This is a genomic window from Parabacteroides sp. CT06, from assembly GCF_002257605.1.
Classification (GTDB): domain Bacteria; phylum Bacteroidota; class Bacteroidia; order Bacteroidales; family Tannerellaceae; genus Parabacteroides; species Parabacteroides distasonis.
Window position 1 is genome coordinate 5,324,170 of record NZ_CP022754.1, and the last position, 22,652, is coordinate 5,346,821.

Below are 22,652 nucleotides of genomic sequence, written 5' to 3' on the forward strand. Positions count from 1 at the left end.
TGGTATCTCTACCTGTAATTCTTTTGCCTATTTTGTAAACTCTATATTGCATTATGCCTAATTTTGTAGCCGGATTACGAGTACAATTATTAAATAATATAAAATATCTTCCGCTATGGATTTAATGCAAGACATTATTGCGCGCGCTAAAGCTGACAAGCAGCGTATTGTTCTTCCCGAAGGTACCGAGGAAAGAACCCTTAAAGCTGCCGACCGATTACTGGCCGACGGTGTAGCAGACATTATCTTAATTGGAAACCCCGCTGAGATCAAGGAGTTGGCGGCTGGTTTCGGACTGAACCACATCGGTGAGGCAACTCTTGTCGATCCGAAAAATCACGAGAAGAAAGCCGCGTATGCAGACTTGCTTTTCCAACTTCGCCAAAAGAAGGGTATGACTCCCGAGAAGGCTGCGGTTCTAGTTGAAGATCCTTTGTTCTTGGCTTGTTTGATGATCAAGGCGGGTGACGCTGACGGTGAGATCGCCGGCGCTGAGAACACGACGGGTAATGTATTGCGTCCTGCTTTGCAAATTATCAAGACGGCTCCGGGCATGAAGTGTGTTTCCGGTGCGTTCCTTATGTTCACGAAGACTCCTCAATATGGGGATGATGGTATTTTGGTATTTGCCGATTGTGCGGTTATGCCGAATCCGAATGCGGAAGAGTTGGCTAGCATCGCTGTCGCTACCGCCGCTACGGCTCGTAATATCGTAGGCGTTGAGCCTCGTGTGGCTATGTTGAGCTTCTCTACGAAGGGTAGCGCTTCTCACGAGATGGTAGATAAGGTAGTGGAGGCTACTCGTTTGGCTAAGGAGATGGCTCCGGATTTGAAGATCGACGGAGAGTTGCAGGCCGATGCGGCTTTGGTTGAGGCTGTAGGTAGCAAGAAAGCTCCGGGTAGCGAGATCGCCGGTAAAGCGAATGTTTTGGTATTCCCGACTTTGGAGGTGGGTAATATCGCTTATAAGCTGGTTCAACGTTTGGGTGGCGCTGAGGCTGTCGGTCCGATCCTTCAAGGTATGGCTGCTCCGGTGAACGACTTGTCTCGCGGTTGCTCCGTAGACGATATTTATAAGATGGTAGCGATCGCTTGTAATCAATCCATCGGTTTGAAATCCGCAAAATAATATAATAATCCTAACGACTTAATAATATGAAGATTCTAGTATTGAACTGCGGTAGTAGTTCTATCAAATATAAGTTATTCGATATGACCTCCGGTGAGGTTATGGCTCAAGGCGGTATCGAGAAAATCGGTTTGCCGGGCGCGTTCTTGAAATTGACGGACAAGGATGGCAAGAAGGTGGTTATCGAGAGAGAGATCCCCGGCCATCAAGAAGGCATCGAGTTTATCCTGAGCGTGTTGACCGACGCTACTTATGGCTGCATCAAGGACTATAAGGAGATTGATGCCGTGGGCCATCGCGTGGTACATGGTGGCGAGGAGTTCGCTTCCAGTGTATTGATCAATCAGGATGTAATCAATAAGGTAATCGAGTGCTCTGATTTGGCTCCGCTTCATAACCCGGCTAACTTGAAGGGTGTTCGGGCGATGGAGGCTTTGATCCCGGGTATTCCTCAAGTAGCGGTGTTTGATACGGCTTTCCATCAGACCATGCCGGATTATGCGTATATGTATGGTTTGCCTTACGAGATGTACAAGAAATATGGCGTACGTCGTTATGGCTTCCACGGAACCAGTCATCGATATGTATCCCGTCGTGCTTGCGAGATCTTAGGTGTTCCTTATGAGGATCAGAAGATTATCACGGCTCACGTAGGTAACGGTGGTTCTATCACCGCTATCAAGAATGGTAAGAGCGTGGATACTTCCATGGGCTTGACTCCGGTTGAGGGTCTGTTGATGGGTACTCGTTGCGGCGACGTGGATGCGGGTGCTTTGTCTTTCATCATGGATAAGGAAGGCATGGATGGTGCCGGCCTTTCCGACTTGATCAATAAGAGAAGTGGTGTTGCCGGTCTTTCCGGAATCTCTTCCGATATGCGTGAGATCGAGGCTGCCGTAGCTGCCGGAAATCCGCGTGCGATCATGACCTTGAACGTATATAACTACCGCATCAAGAAATATATAGGCGCTTATGCCGCCGCTATGGGTGGTTGTGATATCTTGGTTTGGACCGGTGGTGTCGGCGAGAACCAATGGGCGACCCGTCGTGCGGTTTGTGAGAACATGGAATACATGGGCATGAAGATCGATGTAGAGAAGAACGAGGGCATGCGTGGCGAGGAGATGGTAATCAGCACTCCGGACAGTAAGGTGACTATCATCGTCGTTCCTACGGATGAGGAATTCATGATCGCTGCCGATACCTTGGAGATCTTAGATAAAAAATAACCAGTAACGTTTCATATAATTTTAGCTAATCCTCGCAGCTTACAAAACACGGGGTTAGTGTTTAGATCGCCCCGACACCGGTTGGGGCGATCTTTTTTATGCGAATATCGGATTATTCGTTACTTTTGCGGAATTACATATTAAATATATACAAAACATGGCTCAATACAAACGTATCTTATTAAAATTAAGCGGGGAGTCGCTGATGGGTGGTAAACAATATGGGATCGATGAGGTCCGCTTGAATGAATATGCGGCACAGATCAAGGAGATCGCCGAGATGGGCGTACAGATCGGTATCGTGATTGGTGGCGGTAATATTTTCCGTGGATTGAGTGGCGCTTCCAAAGGTTTCGATCGGGTAAAAGGAGACCAAATGGGTATGCTGGCGACGGTAATCAATAGCTTGGCGCTTAGCTCCGCATTGGTCGCTCAAGGCGTGAATGCGAAGGTTTTGACCGCTATCCGTATGGAACCGATCGGCGAGTTCTATAATAAATGGCGTGCGATCGAGTTGCTGGAACAAGGTAACGTGGTCATCATGTCCGGCGGTACGGGTAATCCGTTCTTTACTACGGATACCGGATCTTCCTTGAGAGGTATCGAGATCGAGGCGGATGTCATGCTGAAAGGTACCCGTGTGGACGGTATTTACACCGCTGATCCGGAGAAAGATCCTACGGCTACCAAGTTCTCCGATATTACGTATGATGAGATCTATACCCGGGGCCTGAAGGTAATGGACTTGACCGCTACCACGATGTGTAAAGAGAACAACCTCCCGATCATCGTATTCGATATGGATACCAACGGCAACTTGAAGAAAGTGATGAGCGGAGAGAATATCGGGACACTGGTGCATAATTAGTGCCATTAACCGATGACACGGCAGTGCCATGCTGGTGGTACTGTCGTGCCACAGGCATGGCAAGGTTGTGCCAGCCCTGTGGCAAATACGTTAGACCTTTATTCTTGTATATGAAGCATCCCTTTTTACTAGTATGGTTAACCTTGATCGTCTTGTGTGGCTGCACAAGCTCGGGGAAACAGAAGAAGCACGTTATCGGCCTCTCCCAATGTATGCTGGACGATGCTTGGCGGCAAGCCATGATTAACGATATGCGTATCGAAGCCTCCAACTATGATGACGTGGAAATTATTATAAAGGACGCGCAAAACAATAACGAGACACAAATACAACAAATACGAGACTTGATCCGCCAAAAGGTGGATGTCTTGATCATCTCCCCTTACCAATCCGAGCCGATCACGGCAGTTGCCGAGGAAGCGTACCGTGCCGGAATCCCGACGATCATTACAGATCGCAAGGTAAATACCGATCAATACACCTCTTTTGTCGGGGCGAACAATTATGAGATCGGACTAGCGGCAGGCAATTACGCCGCCAATTATCTTCCCCCGAACGCTATTATCTTAGAGATATGGGGACTCACGCAAACCTCCCCGGCGCAAGAGCGACATAAAGGTTTTGTCGATGCCTTGCGAGAAAGGGAGGATCTTTCTTTCCGTAAGATAGAAGGACAATGGCTGGTCGATACCGCCCGGATGGAGCTTCGGAAGTTAGAGCATCCCGAGCAGATAGATTTCGTTTACGCCCATAACGACATGATGGCCATAGCCGCCCGGGAATACTTTATGGCATGGGATTCCATCCGAGGACGGGAGTTGCGGATTATCGGCGTTGATGCCGTGGCGGGTGCCGGTCTGGAAGCCGTGGAAGATGGACGGATCAATGCCTCTTTCCTCTATCCGACAGGAGGGGAGCAAGTGATTCGCACGGCTATGCGTATCATTCAAGGGGAGCCGGTGGATAAGTTTATCCCTCTTCGTACGGCTCCGGTAGATCATCAGTCTGCCCGCACCTTATTGTTGCAAGCGGACCAACTCCAGAAATATAGGCAACGTATCGAGGCGCAGCGTTCCCGCATCGACGGTTTGTCCGACCGGTTTTATTTCCTGCGAAACTCTTTAGGGGTGATCTCCTTATTGATGATCGGTTTTATCGCCCTTTCCATTTACGCCTTTTACATAAACCGGAAGATGAGGCAGGCGAATCGTAAGCTAATCTCCTTGAACGCGGAGATGAAAGAGGTGACGGCGCAGAAACTCCAATTCTTTACGAATGTCTCTCACGAAGTACGTACGCCCTTGACCTTGATTCTCGCTCCTTTGGATCGCCTGATAATCTCCTTGCGGGAATCTCCTTACGCCTCGGATCTCGGGTTGATCCAGAAGAACGCCAACCGTTTGTTGCGTGTGATCAATCAGATCTTGGACTTCCGGAAGGTGGAAGGCAAGCAAGAGAAACTAGCGGTACGGGAAATCGATTTGGTCCCTTTCGTTGGCGAGATCAAATCTTATTTTGACAGTATGGCCTCGGTACGTGCGATCGCCTATACGTTCACTTCTTCGATAAAACAATGTACGCTATGGATCGATCCGGACCTGTTGGAGAAGGTATTTGTCAATCTTCTCTCGAACGCCTTTAAGTTTACGCCGGAGGGAGGTAGCGTGCGGATAGAGCTGACAGAAGAGGAGGATCGGGTTTTTATACAGGTTATCGATACGGGAAGTGGTATCCAACCCGGTAACCTTCCGCATTTGTTTGACCGTTTCTATACGGAGGATCGGTCGATGGGAACTGGGATCGGATTACATTTGGTAAAGGAATATATACATATGCACGGAGGGGAGATCCGTGTGGAGAGCGAGCCGGGACAAAGGACTACCTTTACGGTTTGCCTGCGGAAAGGAAAGGCGCATTTCGAGGATAGCGACCTGATGGAAACGTCCGTATCCCATCAAGCCTACGAAGCCTCCCGGTTGGACGATTCGGAAACCCATAAGATGCTTTCCAAAACCTATCCTTATACGATACTTATCACCGAGGATGACGATGAGGTTCGCTGCTTTTTGGAACGTGAGCTTAGCCCTCATTTCAAGACCCGGACGGCCGCGAACGGGAAAGATGCCTTGCGGGTATTGGAAGAGGAGGAGATATCATTGGTAGTAAGCGATGTGATGATGCCGGAGATGAATGGTTTCGAACTTTGCCGGATGATCAAGTCGCAACTTCCCTTTAGCCATATCCCGGTGATCTTATTGACCGCCTTGACCGATGAGCGCCAACGGATTTTCGGGATTACCGGCGGAGCGGACGATTATATACAGAAGCCTTTCCATACGGATTACGTGAAGATCAAGATTATCCACCTATTGCAAGAGCGCCGGAAGTTACGGGAACGTTTGTTGGAGAAGTTGCGGGATAATAAGCTCCTTCTGTCCGAGCCGGAGAAGGTGGAGAGCATCGATGACGCCTTTCTGCGTAAGTTCGCGGAACAGATCGAGGCCGTTTACGCGGACCCCGAATATAATGTGGAGAAACTAAGCGAGACCTTGGGATTATCCCGGGGGCACCTTCACCGGAAGATCAAGGAGCTTACCGGAACCTCACCCGTCGAGTTCTTGCGTACCTATCGCTTGAATAAGGCGACCCAGTTGTTGAGGCAGAACGCGTACACGGTGAGCGAGGTCGCTTACCGAACCGGTTTCTCCTCACCCGCTTACTTCTCCAAATGCTTCAAGGCGGTCTACGGGGTTACGCCTACCGAGTATCAATAACATTTGTACGATCTTTATCACAAATGTCATATCTCCTCACCTTTAAGGGATAAGTGTTTTTCTATCCGGAAGAATCCTATTAATTTTGGCGGAGAATCAAACAATATTATCCTTTAATCCGTTCGTTTATGAAACAACAAACAAAGAGACTTCTGAAGAGTTTATGTATGGCTGTCGGTATCATTTTATTGAGCGCGGTCGATCCGTTGGCCGGATATGCGGCAGAACGTACTATAGATATAAAGCATCTGGGCGAAGGGCAAAGCATTGTCCGTGTGGATGCGCGAGCCAAATATTTGTTGCTTCCGGTCGAGGAGTCCTCGCCGGAATCCAAGTTGTATATGATTGTCGATAATGACGTGGTACGGACTTTCAATGTTCGTTTGGCGGTGAATAAGGTGGATTATTTCGTTCCGGTAGATCTCTCGGGGTATGCGGATAAGCATATCTCCTTCAACTTCCAGCTTGCCCCGGAATCGGCTCTTTGCTGGAAAGAGATGAAGCTATCCGATCAGTTTGATTCGTCTAACCGGGAGAAATTCCGTCCGGCCTATCATTTCTCGCCGGCTTGGGGATGGATGAATGATCCGAACGGCATGGTGTACAAGGATGGTGAGTATCATTTGTTCTATCAATACAATCCGTATGGCTCGATGTGGGGGAATATGCACTGGGGGCATGCGATCAGCAAGGACTTGATTCATTGGGAGCATCAACCGGTGGCGATCGCCCCGGATGCCTTGGGTACGATCTTCAGCGGTAGCTGTGTGGTGGATAAGGATAATACCGCGGGGTTTGGCGCTGGCGCTATCGTGGCTTTCTATACCTCGGCCAGCGACCGGCAAGTGCAGAGTATGGCCTATAGCTTGGACAACGGCCGAACGTTCAAGAAATATGACCGGAATCCGATCCTTACTTCTACGCAACGTGATTTCCGTGACCCGAAAGTCTTCTGGCATAAGGAATCCAATAAATGGATCATGGTACTCGCCGTAGGGCAGGAGATGCAACTCTATTCTTCTCCCAATTTGAAGGACTGGACGTATGAGAGCAGTTTCGGGGAAGGACAAGGAGCGCATGCGGGCGTTTGGGAATGCCCGGACTTGATCGAGCTTCCGGTGAAGGGCACGGAATTGAAGAAGTGGGTCTTGATCTGTAATATCAACCCCGGTGGTCCGTTTGGCGGCTCCGCTACCCAATATTTCGTAGGTGCGTTCGATGGGAAACAGTTCGTGAATGAATCCCCGGCCTTGACCAAATGGATGGATTACGGCAAGGATCATTACGCTACGGTAACTTGGAGTAACGCCCCGGAGGACCGGAAGATCGCCTTGGCTTGGATGAGCAATTGGGAATACGCGAATAACGTGCCGACCTTGCAATACCGGAGTGCGAATTCGGTTCCTCGCGACTTGGTTCTTTATACGAAAAACGGGCAGACGTACTTGAGCAGCACCCCGTCTCCCGAGGTGTTGAAGTTGAGAGGGAAAGCCCAGAAGAAAGGTTCCTTCAAGGTGGACCGCTCCCATGAGGTCAATCCGGTACTTCCCGATCCGACGGGAACCTATGAGATCGAGATCAAGTTTAAGAACAACGGGGCCGATATCATGAGCTTCCAGCTGTTTAACTCGAAAGGCGAGGAGGTGGAGATGCGTTATAATCTTCTGGATAATACGTTCACGATGGATCGCCGTAACAGCGGGATCACGGATTTCAGCAAGACATTCGCCACGGCTACCTCGGCCCCGATCTCCGCCGCTAAGGAATATACCTTGCGTTTGCTGGTAGATAAATCCAGCATAGAGGCTTTCGACGGGAATGGGGAGTTTGTCATGACCAACCTAGTCTTCCCGGAAGAACCGTATAATCGCATTAGCTTTCATGCCAAGGGAGGAGCGTTCACGGTTACGTCATTAACCATTTATCCCTTCAAATAATTAAAAACAAAATATATCATGGAAAAGAGTAAACCTGTAGTAGTAGGCATTGGTGAATTATTGTGGGATGTCTTCCCGGACGTGAAGAAAGCCGGTGGAGCGCCGATCAATTTTGTGTATCACGCTACCCAATTAGGAGCGGAAGGTTATGCGATCAGTGCCGTGGGCAACGACGTGTTCGGAACCGAGATTATTCAGGAATTGGATAAGAACGGTATCGATAGTAATTATATCAGTACGGTGGAATATCCGACCGGAAGCGTGATGGTAGAGCTAAAGAACGGCATCCCTTCCTATACGATCATCGAAGGTGTGGCATGGGATCATATCCCGCTTACCCAAGCGTCTATCGACCTGATGAAACGTGCGGACGCCGTATGCTTCGGAACATTGGCGCAACGTGCTGCGGAATCTCGTGAGACGCTTCGTACCTTACTTTCTTATATGCCTAGTCATGCCTTGCGCTTCTTCGATATCAATATCCGCCAGCATTTCTACTCGAAGGAATTGATCGAATCGTTGCTCGAATTGGCGAACGTATTCAAGATCAATGATGAGGAATTGGAAATGCTTCGCCCGATGTTTGGTCTGGAAGGCACGATAGAGGATATGTGTCGCTGGTTCATGAAGAAATATGGTTTGCGCTATTTGGTACTTACGGCCGGGGCGGAGTATAGTACGATCTTTTCCGAGGAGGAGGTCTCTACGATTCCTACCCCGAAGGTACAGGTGGTAGATACGGTAGGCGCCGGCGATTCTTTCTCCGGGGCGTTTATTTCATCGATCTTAACCGGAAAACCTTTACGTGAGGCACATGAGAAAGCGGTAAAAGTAGCCGCTTATGTTTGTACGCAGAGTGGCGCATGGCCTGCTTACCCTAAAGATTTATAAGCCATGAGCGAGAAGACTTCATCCTTGAAATTGATTCCCGTGATGTTGGCGTTCTTCGCCATGGGATTCGTGGACTTAGTGGGAATCGCCTCTAATTACCTGAAAGCGGATTTAGGCTTGAGTGATTCGGAGGCGAATATCTTCCCGTCGCTCGTGTTCTTCTGGTTCTTGATCTTCTCCGTCCCGACGGGGATGTTGATGAACCGTATCGGGCGGAAGAAGACCGTGTTATTGAGCTTGATCGTAACGTTTCTTTCGCTAATGATCCCGATCTTCGACGACGCATATATGGTCATGTTGATATCCTTCTCCCTGTTGGGTATCGGCAACGCTTTGATGCAGACTTCCTTGAACCCGTTATTATCGAATATCGTAAGCGGGGATAAACTAGCTAGTTCTTTGACATTCGGTCAGTTCGTGAAGGCGATCGCCTCCTTCTTGGCGCCTTATATCGCCATGTGGGGTGCTACCCAAGCGATACCGTCGATGGAACTCGGTTGGCGTGTCTTGTTTCCGGTCTATATGGTGATCGCCGTGATCGCTATCCTGCTATTGGGAGCTACCACTATCCACGAGACCAAAGAGGAGGGGCGGCCCTCCACCTTTGGCGAATGTCTGGCTTTGCTGGGCAAGCCTTTTATCCTGCTTTGCTTTATCGGTATCATGTGCCATGTGGGGATCGATGTAGGGACGAATACGACCGCCCCGAAGATCTTGATGGAACGTCTGGGCATGACGTTGGCCGACGCAGGCTTCGCCACGAGCCTCTATTTCATATTCCGTACGGCGGGATGCTTCTCCGGGGCTTTTATCTTGCGAAAAGTCTCTCCGAAAGGATTCTTCGCCTTTAGTGTTTTCTTGATGTTATTGGCGATGATCGGTTTGCTGCTATTTCATTCGAAAGAGATCATCTATGCTTGTATCGCCTTGATCGGCTTTGGAAACTCGAACGTCTTTCCCATTATTTTCGCCCAAGCTCTGCTTTCTATGCCGAATAAGCAGAATGAGGTGTCCGGTTTGATGATTATGGGACTGTTTGGCGGCACGATCTTCCCGATCTTTATGGGCGTGGCATCCGATATGTTGGCTTCTCAAGTAGGAGCAGTGCTGGTGTTGTGCGTGGGCGTAGCCTACTTACTATTCTTTACGCCTAAGTTAAGTAAACAGTGAGGGCGATAAGCTTTTATACGGTATTATAAATCTTTTGTTAGGGAGTATTTTAATTATATGTTTGCGAAGTTGGAAATCTTTATTACTTTTGTTAATTAAAAGATTCGCAAACAAAAAACGTATATTTATGATAGATACGAAACAATTGATCAAAGCAGGGGAAGAGAAGATGACGTTCGCCATTGAGTATCTGGACGAGCAATTGTCTCACATTCGGGCTGGTAAGGCTAATCCGAAAATCCTCGATTGTGTGAAGGTAATGTATTATGGGGCGCCTGTTCCTCTTACTAACGTGGCTACGGTGACGGTTCCGGACGCACGGACTATCATGATCACTCCGTGGGAGAAGAAGATCATCCGCGATATTGAGAAAGGTATTCTGGATTCTGAGTTAGGTATCACGCCGGAGAATAACGGTGAGGTGATCCGCTTAGGTATTCCTCCGTTGACTGAGGAGCGTCGCCGTCAATTGGTGAAACAATGTAAGCAGGAGGCGGAGAACGCGAAGATCAGCGTTCGTAACGCTCGTCGTGACGCTATCGAGGCTTTGAAGAAAAGCATCAAGTCTGATGGGGTTCCCGAGGACGTAGAGAAAGATGCCGAGGCAGAGGTTCAGAAAATCCATGATAAGTTTATCAAAAAGATCGATGAGCTTTACGCCGCTAAAGAAAAAGAAGTAATGACCGTTTAAATAATTGAAAGTTGAAACTTGGGAATTGAGAATTAAGGAACCCCATTGAGTCCTTATTCCAATTCTCAATTTTCAATTCTCAATTTTCAATTCTCATGAGGGGACTGGTAATAAAAAACACAGGTAGTTGGTATACGGTCCGTACGGAAGACGGGCGAGATATAGAGAGTAAGATCAAGGGTAACTTTCGTCTGAAAGACATAAAGAGTACCAATCCGGTCGCGGTAGGAGACCGTGTCGTAATCGATATTAATAAAGAAGGAACCGCTTTTATTACAGAGATCGAGGAGCGTAAGAACTATATCATCCGTCGTGCCTCTAACTTATCGAAGCAATCGCATATTATCGCCGCGAATTTGGATCAGGCGATGCTGATCGTTACAGTGAATTATCCTATAACAACAACGATATTTATCGATCGCTTCTTGGCGACAGCCGAGGCTTATCGTGTTCCCGTTAAATTAGTTTTCAATAAGATTGATCGTTATAATAATGAGGATCAAAGAGCGTTGGAGAATTTAATCGAGTTGTATACCTCGATTGGTTATCCCTGTTCGACGCTATGTGCCCGGGCCGAGGAAGGTTTGGATGCCTTGAAAGCGGATCTAAAAGATAAGATTACGCTTTTGTCCGGCCATTCGGGTGTCGGAAAATCCACGATTATCAATAAACTGGTGCCGGGGGTGAATCTCCGTACCGGTGATATCTCCGAATATCATAACAAAGGAATGCATACGACCACCTTTTCCGAGATGATTTCCCTTCCCGGGGGAGGCTATTTGATCGATACTCCGGGTATCAAAGGATTTGGAACGATCGAGATGGCGGACGCTGAGATCTCCCATTATTTCCGGGAGTTGTTTAAATACTCGGAAGAATGCCGTTTCAATAACTGCACGCACCGTCATGAACCGGGCTGCGCCGTCATTCAAGCCGTTAACGATGGGCTAATCAGCGAGTCCCGCTATAAAAGCTATCTAAGCATCTTGGATGATCGCATGGAAAGCAAGTACCGGGAAGAATTCTAACACATTATTACAACATCAAACGGCCGGCAGGCTCATACCGGTGATTTTACGGTATAGATCGAGCGCATATACATCGGTCATGCCGGAGATATAATCGAGTACGCATTGTATCTTGCCATATGTAGTAGGAGCGTTCGTGTCATATTGCTCCGGTATCCGTTGTAAGAGCAGTTTGCTGTAAGCATGCTCTTGGTTCATCACGGCCTCGGTCAAGCTGTCGATCAGATGGCTGAAAATATGATAACCGGCTAATTCAATGTCGAGTACTTCTTTTGCCTTATATATTTTCTTGTATGCTGTAGCCGAGCAATTAGCGTAAGCCTGCTTGGCTTGATCGCATATGTTACTGATTAACGGAGTGCTGTAGGTACCATTGAGGATGCTTTCCTCGTTCTCTAAAAAGACACGGGAACATTCATCCACTAATAGCCCGATAATACAAGAACGAAGATAGGCGATTTGCTCATTGGTATCGTCTACCATATGCATGACCTTGCGGATATGCTCCAACCGCTCTCCTTCGAAAAATCCCAATAATAGTTGTATGGCCTCTTCGGTGGTCAGGATATGTAGTTTGCAAGCATCTTCTATATCCATAATTTGATAGCAGATATCGTCTGCCGCCTCTACTAAGTAAACTAACGGGTAACGAAGAAATTTGTCCGGGGCTTCCGGGTTATGCCCGATCCCTAGCTCTTGGGCGATTTGCAGATAACTTCCCTCCTCCGACTGGAAAAAGCCGAATTTCCCTTTCTTTCCTGAATAGATGGATGCGTAAGGATATTTGATGATAGAGGCTAATGTGCTATATGTTAAGGCAAATCCCCCTTTCCTGCGTCCAATGAACTGATGGGTCAGCAACCGCATGGCGTTTGCGTTACCTTCAAAATGGACGAAGTCTTCCCAGCGTCCCCGTTCCTTCCGTACTTTCTCTTCTAGTTTTCGCCCATTCCCTTCGGAGAAGTAAGCGGAGATCGCTCTCTCTCCGGAATGCCCGAATGGAGGGTTTCCCATATCATGGGCAAGGCAAGCGGCTGATACGATGGAACCTATCTCTGGGAAGTTGATACTGCCGTCCGGATATTTTTGGATAAGCCCTTTCGCTACGTTATTACCCAATGAACGTCCTACGCAGGATACTTCCAGACTATGTGTAAGTCGGTTATGCACAAAGATACTTCCCGGCAGGGGGAATACCTGTGTCTTGTTTTGTAGTCTTCGGAAAGGGGATGAGAAAATTAAACGGTCATAATCTCGTTGGAAATCAGTTCTCTCATGTTTCCGCTCGTGATACTCTTCCATCCCAAAACGCTTGCCGGATAATAGCTGGGTCCAGTTCATAGTCAATACATTAATATATATATATATCGCAAATGTAGAGATAATCTGTGCAAATCATTGAATATTTGTGGAAGAAATTAGAGTTAATGGTTAATTTCCTGATTGAGTTGTTTTCGAAGCTTGTAAATAGAGCTGTAATTTTATTCCAAGATGATAGTCAGATAGTGATTGGATGTTATAGGAGGAAGAAGATAATGAAGGAAAATTATGTTAATTGAAATTTGTTGTTAGTTTCATTAGAACTAAATCAAATTAACATATTTAATTTATTGAGGCATGATGAAAATTTGACTATGTGTTATCGCAAACACCTGAAAAAGTGAGGAACATACTGATTTTTGTTACGTTTTAACTTGTATGTATAGTTATTATATATATATTTGTCTGTCAAAACATGAAAACGACTTAGTTCTAATGATACTACGTTGTTATTATTATTTAAAATATAACCGTTTGATTTTAAATAGAAAGAGATTTTTGTATGAATATAATAATAACTTTAAACAAAAAAGAGTAAATGCCTATGCACTAAAAAAGAAAGAAAAGAGAGCCCGATCTCTCTAAAAAGAGTATGAAAATTAAAAAAGCACAAATGTAGAATCACTTAAATCAAAAACGATTTTTCATGAGAAAGTCATTTATCTTATTATTGGCGTTTTTTCTGTGTGTTACAGGATATGCACAGAAACTAACGATTAGTGGTGTCGTCATTGACAAGGATCTAAATGAACCACTAACAGGAGTGAACGTGTTAGTAAAAGGTACTACAACCGGTACCATTACTGATTTTGATGGAAAATATACCTTAGAGGCTGACGCAAACTCTATTTTGGTATTCTCTTATTTGAGTATGAAAACGATTGAGGAGCCAGTGAATGGCCGTACGAAAATCGATGTTACGATGGTTTCAGACGCAGAGGCTTTGGATGAGGTTGTCGTAACAGCGATGGGTATCAAACGTGAATCAAAGACTTTGACTTATTCCGCACAAACGGTAGGCGGTAAGGACTTGAACGAGATTAAGAATGTGAATATGATCAACTCTTTACAAGGAAAGAGCGCTGGTTTGCAGATTACCCCGAACTCTACGGGTGCGGGTGGTTCTTCTAAGATCTTATTCCGTGGTAATAAGTCTATTAGCGGTAGTAACCAACCGTTGATTGTTGTGGATGGTGTCCCTATGATGATGAGCGTATCTGATTCGCAGGTGAAGATGGCCTATGGCGGCGAACGTGATGGTGGTGACGCTATGTCTACTATCAATCCGGATGATATCGCGCAGATTACATTGTTGAAAGGTGCTTCCGCCGCTGCTTTGTATGGTGCGGTAGCGGCCAATGGTGCTATCATGATTACGACAAAATCCGCACAAGCCGGTAAGGTCGCTATTAATGTATCTAGTAATACGACGGTCGAATCAGCCATGTCTTTGCCGAAATTCCAAAATAATTATGGTATGAGTGACGAGGGCACATTTAGCTGGGGAAGTAAATTAGGAGCTACATCTCCGAATTACGCACGTAAATTCTATCAACCGGGTTATACAACGAATAACTCTATCTCTTTATCTGGTGGAACGGAGAATATTTCTTCTTATTTCTCTTACGCGAATGTCTCATCGAATGGTATTATGCCGGAGAATGATTATTTAAGTCATAATTTAATGGCTAAGGTTGGCTTTAACTTGTGGAAGAAAGTACATGTGGATGTAAGTGCCCGCTACAACAAGCAGCATATCGAGAATCAGCCTTCTGCCGGTTATTTGAATAACCCGATTACAGGTGCCTACCTGTTCCCGAGAGGTGAGGATTGGGATTACTACAAGAGTAACTATGAAGTATATGACGGGGTTCGTAACGTGAATGTTCATAACTGGACGAATACGAAACAAGAGCAATTCTCCAATCCTTACTGGATGTTGAATCGTCAGACTCCTATCACGGACCGTAACCGTTATGAATTTGGTGGTAGTGTTAAATATGATATCATGGAAGGTCTTTCTGTTACGGGGCGTTTGCGTTATGAACGTGGTGATGAAAAATGGATCTTGAACGAATATGCGTCTAGTACCGCGGGACGAAATTTATTGGGTACCATGAAAGATACCCGGACTTTCAGTGAGCAAACATATGCCGATGCGTTAGCAAGTTATAATAAAACTTGGGATGAGACTTATTCATTGTCCGTTACTGCTGGTGGTAGCTTTACGAAGACAAGCGCATCTAGCATCGAATTGATCGGTTGGGGTGATAAGGAGTTTAAAGTAAATAACGGTGTGATAACCCCGGGTGCTTATTATCCGAACATCTTCTCCCCGAAGAACTATTATACGATGCAAACCACAGAGACTCTGAAAGAAAAACGCTTGAACTCTGTGTTCGCTACTGCTCAGTTTGGATATAAGGAAGGTTTGTTCTTGGATGTCAGCGCTCGTAACGACTGGTCTTCTTCATTGGCGTTTACGGATGGTGTATCCTTTTTCTACCCGTCTGTTGGTGTAAGTGCTCTATTGGATAAATTCTTGGACTTTGGAAAGAATGTAGACCTATTTAAATTGCGTGCTTCTTATTCTATCGTGGGTAACGATGTGCCTATCTATGCTTCCAATAAACGTTATACGATTGGTGACCAAGGATCTATCGACCCGCCAGAAGAAGCTGCTTTTAGAACGTTGAAGCCAGAGAAGACGAACTCTTTAGAGGTTGGTTTTGATGGAACTTTCTTCCAGAATCGTTTCAATGTAAACTTGACGTATTATAAGACCAATACGAAGAATCAATATTTTAATATTACCGCTCCTTGGGAAACTGGTTTGAAGAACCGTTATATCAATGCCGGTAACGTAGAAAACCAAGGTTTTGAGGTTAGCTTAGGTTGGTATAATCAGTTTACGGACAATTTCAGCTGGAGTACGAATTTCAATTTCTCTTACAATAATAATAAAATCATTGAATTATCGAATGAGTTGAAAGATTGGACATTAGCTAGCTATTGTACAGGTGCGAAAGTGATTTTGACTGAAGGTGGTCATTTTGGTGACTTATATGTTCGTGATTTCAAGAGAGACGATAATGGTAAGCCGGTGAAAACTGAATCTGGCGCTCCTGAGTTGGGAGGTACGGATAATAAGGATTTGGTATATGTCGGTGATATGAACGCAAAAGTAAACATGGGTTGGACTAACACGTTCCATTACAAAGATTTTACATTGTCATTCTTGATTGATGCTAAGGTCGGTGGTAAGGTCTTGTCAATGACGGAAGCTACCTTGGATGGTTGGGGCGTATCAGAGCGTTCGGGTGCCGCTCGTGATGCAGGTGAAGTTGTGATTGATGGTGTTTCATTTGATCCTAAAGCATATTACACGACGACTGGAGGTACAAGTTATAACTCTAATATCTTGACTTCTCAGTATGTTTACAATGCGACTAATGTTCGTTTGCGTGAGTTGTCATTTGGTTATACGTTCCGTAACTTATTTGGAGCGAATAAGAATTTGACGGCTTCTATCATTGGACGTAATTTGTTCTTCTTCTATAAAGATGCTCCTATGGATCCGGATGTAGCGGCTGGTACAGGCAATGGCTGGCAAGGTGTGGATATGTTTGCGTTGCCAACATCTCGTAGCTTTGGTTTGAATTTAAAACTTAATTTCTAAATCTTGAGTATATCTTATGAAACTAAATAGAATTTTAAAATATGCCGCTGTATCGGCTTTGGTAGTATCTACCGGTGTTATGACCATGGGCTGTACAGATAATTTTGAAAATTTAAATACTGATCCCTATGAGGTTGATCCAGATGAACTTCCGTTCTCTGCCCAATTTAAGGAGCCATTCTCTTATGTCTATGCTCCGCAGCAGAACTTGTTCCAATATTGCTTCAACCTAAATATTGATTTGTTTAGCGGCTACTTCATGACTCCACATAACTTTAATGGTTCCGGTAATGTTGATTATGCGTTGAACCGTGGTTTCTGTGGTGGTATGTATGAGAATGTATATCTTCATATTTTCAACAATACCCGTCGTCTGATTGCTTCTTGTGATGAGCAAGGCTTAAGTGATTATGGAGCGATGATGCGTGTCGTACAAGCTTATGCGATCCAGATGTTGACGGATGCCTATGGCCCAGTGGCCTATAGTTCTGTTATCGAAGATCCTACGGGTGGAGCTTCTTTCTCTTATGATACTCAGGAAAGTGTCTACAATGCTTTGTTTACTTTGGTGGATGAAGCGATCGCTGGATTTAAGGGAACTGCATCTGTTGCGGATATGCAAGCATTTGACTATTGGTGTAATGGTGATATCGCTTTGTGGAAGAAGGTCGCTAATCAATTGAAACTACGTTTGGCTATGCGTATCGTAAAGGTGAACCCTACATTGGCGAAGCAAAAAGCGGAGGAAGCCGTTCAAGGAGGCGTATTGACTTCCGCTGATCGTGATATCTTGATCAACCAAGGTTTGAGCAATGAGTTGACTCGTATGTTTGAGTGGGGTGATTGTGGAATGAATGCTAGCTTAATCACGATGTTGGAAGGTTTCAAAGATCCTCGTTTACCTTTGTATGTGACCAAGAATCAAGCGGCTGTTACTTGTGAAGATGGCTCGACAATTGAGGAGGGGACAAAGTATCTTGGTGTTCGCGGCGGATGTAACTTACCTTCTAAGCCAAATCAATGGGGTAATTTCTCTAAAGTGATTTGCACTTATACGACCGCTTTCCCTGTCATGAAAGTTGCTGAGGGTTATTTTTTACGTGCTGAAGGTGCTTTACGTGGCTGGAGCATGGGAGGTAGCGCTAAAGATCTATATGAGGAGGGCATTCGTATTTCTATCAAGAACGAATTGGCTTATAAGGGCAGTATTGCAGGTGTAACTTCTATCTCAGATGCGGAAATAGACGCTTATCTCAATGGAACCAGTGGACAGATTGACTTTGTTGACCCGGTTAAGGCGGAAAATAGTATAAAGGCGATGAATACACTAGGTGTTAAATGGGACGAAGGTGCTAGTAAGGAGGAGAAGTTGCAACGTATCATTACTCAGAAATGGATCGCTAACTTCCCATTGTCTTGTGAGGCTTGGGCTGAATACCGTCGTACAGGCTATCCTAAATTATTCCCGAATCGTGTAAACTTGAGTAACGGTGATATCAATACTAACGAACAAGTTCGTCGCTTGATCTACTCAGATACGGAAATTAACACCAATAATGCGGAATTACAGAAAGGCATCGAGCTGCTGAATCAAGAGAATACGGGTTCGATCTCTGGTGATAAAGGTGGTACTCATGTATGGTGGGACAAAGCTGGTGTAGGTAATTTCTAATCGGCATTAATAGGTCTTATTGTTAAATAATATGTAATGAAAGGGCTTCTTCGAGTTTGCGAAGAGGCCCTTCTGAATTTTGTACTACTTTAGAAGGATAAATCTAAGATTATATGATGAACAGATGTATTTATTTATTTTGTTGGCTTTGCCTGGCTTGCTGGTCAAAGCCCGTATCCGCGGAGGGGCAAGCCTTGTTGGTGATCCCGGAACCGGGAGAGAAAACCTTGATTCACTCAGATTGGTATGCCCGGAAAGCGAATGAGGTGAAAATGGATGGGAACCGGTTGAGCGCGGTGCCTTTGGATAAAACAGGATGGTTACCGGCTCGTGTACCGGGTACGGTGTTGACAACGCTTTTGGAGAATGGTTTGTATCCGGCCCCTGAGTTTGGGTTGAATAACAATTTGATTCCCGATATACATGAAGTCGGCAATGATTTCTATACGTATTGGTTTACCCGTCAGTTTACTATCGATGCTTTACCAGAGGGGCGTAATGTCTGGTTGAATTTCCGGGGAATCAATTATAAGGCGGAAATCTTTTTAAATGGTAAGCGGATCAACCGGAATACCCATGAGGGTATGTTCTTGAGGAAGACGTTTAATATAACTCCTTATCTTCGTACGGATGCCCCGAATGTATTAGCGGTATTGGTTTATCCACCTACACATGTCGGAAATCCAAATGGCGGACAAGGGGGTGATGGGCAGATCGCCCGGAATAATACGATGCAATATACGCCGGGTTGGGACTGGATACAACCTGTACGAGACCGGAATACGGGTATTTGGGATGAGGTATCTATTACGACAACCGGGCCGGTATGCCTCTCCTTTCCTTATGTCGTGACCAAGGTACCCGGCGTACGTGATCCGGAAACGAAAACTCAAAAGGAGGCTTTTGTGAATACCTCTGTCGAGCTAGAGAATACCGGGAGCACTTCCTTAAAGGGGCTATTGGTTTGTGAGACGAACGGAACCCGCTTAACCCAGCCGGTTACTTTATCGCCATTCGAGAAGAAAACGGTATCCTTGAATCCTTTAGCGGTAAAGAATCCTCGTTTATGGTGGCCTAACGGTATCGGCGAGCAGCCTTTATATGATATGAACCTCTCTTTTGAGATCGGGAATCAAGTGAGTGACCGGGAACGGTTGCGTTATGGTATCCGGGAGATTACTTCCGATAAATGCCCGGATAACGGGGGACGCCGTTTCTTCGTGAACGGACAGAAAATATATGTCACGGGTGGTAACTATATTAATTCCGATTGGTTGCTTCGTCTCTCTCCGGAACGTTATCGGGATGAGGTACGTTTCCATGCGGAAATGAATCTGCGTATGATCCGTGTATGGGGAGGTGCGTTGGTGGAACGGCCGGAATTCTATAACGCCTGTGATGAGTTCGGTATCTTAGTCTTTCAAGATCTGTGGGGCAGTGGTGATTGCAATGGCGCTTGGGAGGACCCGACCAAGATGGATTCCCGAGAGCGTCGTTGGGAATATCCCGATAATCATGATTTATTTATCGCCTCCGTGGAAGATCAAGTGAAAATGATCCGTAACCATCCGAGTCTTTGTTTCTGGTGTGGGGCGAATGAATGGCCTTTAGCTAAAGATATCGATCAATGTTTGAGAAAGGAGGTTTTCCCCCGGTTAGATCCGGAGCGTCTTTTCGTGAGTTTCTCGACAGATACGTTGTTTACCCGGAATTTTTTGGGGGATAATGGGGATGGTCCTTACGGTATACAAGAGCCGGAATGGTTCTTTAGCTTCCGTTCGCATCCGTTTAATCCGGAAGCCGGATCGGTTGGTTCCCCGGAGGTCGAGAGTATGCGGGAGATGATGACGGAACAGGATTTGGCCGGTTTCCCAAGGAAAGGTTTGACCCGTAATTATACGTGGCGGTATCATAAGGATCTGGGCTATGGCGATCATCTGGAGCGTTATGGGGAGGTGAAGGATATCGAGACTTATTGTAAGTATGCCCAAGTCGTGAACTATGACCAATATCGTAGTTTTATGGAAGGCTGGGCCTCTCATATGTGGGATTGGTATACGGGTATCTTGATCTGGAAAACCCAGAATCCATGGACATCCTTGCGGGGGCAAATGTATGATTGGTCTCTCGATGTAAATGCTTCCTTGTACGGAACCCGGAAAGGCTGTGAGCCCTTACATGCCTATTATAACCCGGTAACCCGTAAGGCGGGATTGTTGAATACGACCCTGAAAGATTATACGGATTTATCGATTGTAGCCCGTATCTATAATCTGGAAGGCAAACTGCTTTGGGAGAAAGAGACGAGAGCGAGCGCCAAGGCGAATACGGTACAGGAATTATTGGATATCCCCGTTCCGGAAGGGATCAAAGGCGCTTATTTCTTACGGCTGGCCTTGAATGCGGATGTCCCCAATATTTATTGGCTGACAACCGAGCCGAAAGACTACACCAGCTTATCTCAACTTCCGAAGTCAAGACCGGGAATCAAGACCGAGATCAAGAAGGAAGGATCGAATTTCGTAGGTACAGTCCGTCTGAGCGCTGATTCGCAGATCTCGTTCTTCAACCGTATCAAGGTCTTTGATAAGGAGACAGGCAAACGAATCTTACCGGTACATTATTCGGATAACTATATTACGCTAATGCCGGGTGACCAACAAGAAATAAGCTTGGAGTTTCCCGCTAATCTGCCGGAAGAGCGAATACAAATCGTGGTGGATAGCTACAATTCTCCTTTGCCTTGACGTACGATCTCGAAATTATCCGTCGTGCAATCTATAACCGTAGAGGCTTCCAATCCTCCGAAACCGCCGTCGATTACGATATCCACTTGATGCTCGTATTTCTCGTGTATCAATTCCGGATCTGTCGTATATTCGATCACCTCATCCTTGTCACGGATGGACATGGTTAGGATTGGATTTCCCAAGGATTGTACCAATGTACGGGTGATGTTATTGTCCGGTACACGGATTCCGACTTCTTTCCGGTTCTTGTAAATCTTTGGAAGCTCGCTGCTGGTGGGTAAGATAAAGGTGAAAGGACCGGGCAGATGTTTCTTCATCAGCTTGAAAGCGGCGTTGCTTACCTTGGCGTATTCACTAAGATTAGACAGGTCGTAGCAGATGATAGACAGGTTGCTTTTCTGTGGATTAACCCCTTTCATCTGACATATTTTCTCTACCGCACGTACGTTCAGCGCATCGCAACCGATGGCGTATACCGTGTCGGTAGGATAAACGACAAGGCCGCCGTCCTGCAGGACTTTGACGACCTTGTCTATTTCTTTTTGATTCGGATTCTCCGGATAGATTCTCACTAACATATTAGCCGTAGATAATGTGTCCGTTCTCGTCTGTATATTCCTCTAATCCTTTACTATATTGGTTCATGGCCCGGAGGCTCATACCCATGCTTGAGAAACCACCGTCGTGGTATAGGTTCTGCATCGTTACCTTGCGGGTAAAGTCGGAGAACATCATTACGCAATAGTCCGCGCACTCGTCGGCGTTGGCGTTACCCAGTGGACTCATCTTGTTAGAAAAGTCCATCAAGTGTTCCATTCCCTTCACGCCGCTACCCGCGGTTGTCATTGTCGGGGATTGGGAGATCGTGTTCACACGTACGCCTTTCTCACGGCCATAGATGTAACCGAAACTACGGGCGATAGATTCCAACAGGCTCTTAGCGTCCGCCATATCGTTGTATCCGAAGAACGTGCGCTGGGCGGCCACGTAACTTAATGCCACCACGGAACCATTCTCGGCGATAGCGTCTTGTTTCTTTGCTACCTGTAGCATCTTGTGGAAAGAAATAGCGGAGATATCCAACGTCTTTTCCAGCATTCCATAGTCCAGATCATCGTACGTACGTTTCTTGCGTACGTTCGGGCTCATACCGATAGAATGTAAAACGAAATCTATTTTACCACCTAATATTTCCACTGACTTCGCGAATACGGTCTCCAGATCCTCTACGCTGGTTGCGTCCGCCGGGATTACCTGCGCATTCAACTTCTCCGCCAAAGCATCTACCTGACCCATACGAACAGCGATAGGCGTATTGCTTAACGTGATAGTCGCACCTTCCTCTACGGCTCTTTCTGCCACTTTCCAGGCGATAGACATATCGTTCAGCGCACCGAAGATAATGCCTCTCTTGCCTTTCAATAAATTATGACTCATACCTCTTGTTTATTAATTACGGCACAAACATACACAAAATGTGCAACATACGCAAATGAATATCATAGCCTGACATT

General features: G+C 46.0%; 15 protein-coding genes. 12 read left to right on the forward strand and 3 right to left on the reverse strand.

All coding sequences use genetic code 11. The annotated features are described in order from the left end of the window. Positions 1-115: 115 nt before the first annotated feature. The 9 genes from pta to rsgA all read left to right on the forward strand — a co-directional run bounded on the left by pta (position 116) and on the right by rsgA (position 11,717). Positions 116-1,129, forward strand: coding sequence for a phosphate acetyltransferase (pta, locus tag CI960_RS22945; protein WP_005859765.1), 1,014 nt, complete (start codon positions 116-118; stop codon positions 1,127-1,129). 26 nt (positions 1,130-1,155) lie between these two features. Beyond that, the gene (locus CI960_RS22950; protein ID WP_005859763.1) at positions 1,156-2,358 is read left to right on the forward strand and encodes an acetate/propionate family kinase; all 1,203 of its coding nucleotides are present in this window, start codon (positions 1,156-1,158) and stop codon (positions 2,356-2,358) included. Positions 2,359-2,515: 157 nt separating this feature from the next. Continuing rightward, positions 2,516-3,226: a UMP kinase gene (gene pyrH / locus CI960_RS22955; protein ID WP_005859761.1), complete on the forward strand. Its 711-nt coding sequence runs from the start codon at positions 2,516-2,518 to the stop codon at positions 3,224-3,226. A 110-nt stretch (positions 3,227-3,336) separates the two neighbouring features. Then, the gene (locus CI960_RS22960; protein WP_005859758.1) at positions 3,337-6,000 is read left to right on the forward strand and encodes a substrate-binding domain-containing protein; all 2,664 of its coding nucleotides are present in this window, start codon (positions 3,337-3,339) and stop codon (positions 5,998-6,000) included. Positions 6,001-6,128: 128 nt separating this feature from the next. Next, the gene (locus CI960_RS22965; RefSeq protein WP_005859755.1) at positions 6,129-7,937 is read left to right on the forward strand and encodes a DUF4980 domain-containing protein; all 1,809 of its coding nucleotides are present in this window, start codon (positions 6,129-6,131) and stop codon (positions 7,935-7,937) included. An 18-nt stretch (positions 7,938-7,955) separates the two neighbouring features. Beyond that, complete coding sequence (locus CI960_RS22970; RefSeq protein ID WP_005859753.1) at positions 7,956-8,828, forward strand: carbohydrate kinase; 873 nt, start codon at positions 7,956-7,958, stop codon at positions 8,826-8,828. 3 nt (positions 8,829-8,831) lie between these two features. Next, positions 8,832-9,998 carry an MFS transporter gene (locus tag CI960_RS22975; protein WP_005859751.1) on the forward strand — a complete coding sequence of 389 codons (1,167 nt, stop codon included), beginning with the start codon at positions 8,832-8,834 and terminating at the stop codon, positions 9,996-9,998. Between the two features lie 127 nt (positions 9,999-10,125). Next, positions 10,126-10,689, forward strand: coding sequence for a ribosome recycling factor (frr, locus tag CI960_RS22980; RefSeq protein WP_005859749.1), 564 nt, complete (start codon positions 10,126-10,128; stop codon positions 10,687-10,689). Between the two features lie 95 nt (positions 10,690-10,784). Next, positions 10,785-11,717, forward strand: coding sequence for a ribosome small subunit-dependent GTPase A (gene rsgA, locus CI960_RS22985; RefSeq protein WP_005859746.1), 933 nt, complete (start codon positions 10,785-10,787; stop codon positions 11,715-11,717). A 15-nt stretch (positions 11,718-11,732) separates the two neighbouring features. Here the strand turns inward: rsgA and dgt are convergent, their stop codons facing one another. Further along, positions 11,733-13,058, reverse strand: a complete 1,326-nt coding sequence (gene dgt, locus CI960_RS22990) for a dGTP triphosphohydrolase (protein ID WP_005859743.1) — start codon at positions 13,056-13,058, stop codon at positions 11,733-11,735. Positions 13,059-13,683: 625 nt separating this feature from the next. Between dgt and CI960_RS22995 the strand changes: the two genes are divergently transcribed. The 3 genes from CI960_RS22995 (at position 13,684) to CI960_RS23005 (ending at position 21,135) form a co-directional block, all read left to right on the forward strand. After that, positions 13,684-16,716, forward strand: coding sequence for a SusC/RagA family TonB-linked outer membrane protein (locus tag CI960_RS22995; protein ID WP_005859741.1), 3,033 nt, complete (start codon positions 13,684-13,686; stop codon positions 16,714-16,716). A gap of 16 nt (positions 16,717-16,732) precedes the next feature. Further along, positions 16,733-18,388 carry a SusD/RagB family nutrient-binding outer membrane lipoprotein gene (locus CI960_RS23000; protein WP_005859739.1) on the forward strand — a complete coding sequence of 552 codons (1,656 nt, stop codon included), beginning with the start codon at positions 16,733-16,735 and terminating at the stop codon, positions 18,386-18,388. Positions 18,389-18,501: 113 nt separating this feature from the next. Then, complete coding sequence (locus CI960_RS23005; protein WP_005859737.1) at positions 18,502-21,135, forward strand: glycoside hydrolase family 2 TIM barrel-domain containing protein; 2,634 nt, start codon at positions 18,502-18,504, stop codon at positions 21,133-21,135. Here CI960_RS23005 and CI960_RS23010 read toward each other — a convergent pair. Both CI960_RS23010 and CI960_RS23015 read right to left on the reverse strand, forming a co-directional pair. After that, positions 21,114-21,716, reverse strand: coding sequence for an L-threonylcarbamoyladenylate synthase (locus tag CI960_RS23010; RefSeq protein ID WP_005859734.1), 603 nt, complete (start codon positions 21,714-21,716; stop codon positions 21,114-21,116). The genes CI960_RS23005 and CI960_RS23010 overlap by 22 nt on opposite strands. 1 nt (position 21,717) lies before the next feature. Then, a complete protein-coding gene (locus CI960_RS23015; RefSeq protein ID WP_005859732.1) occupies positions 21,718-22,575 on the reverse strand; it encodes an enoyl-ACP reductase in 858 nt (285 codons plus the stop codon). Positions 22,576-22,652 lie beyond the last annotated feature (77 nt).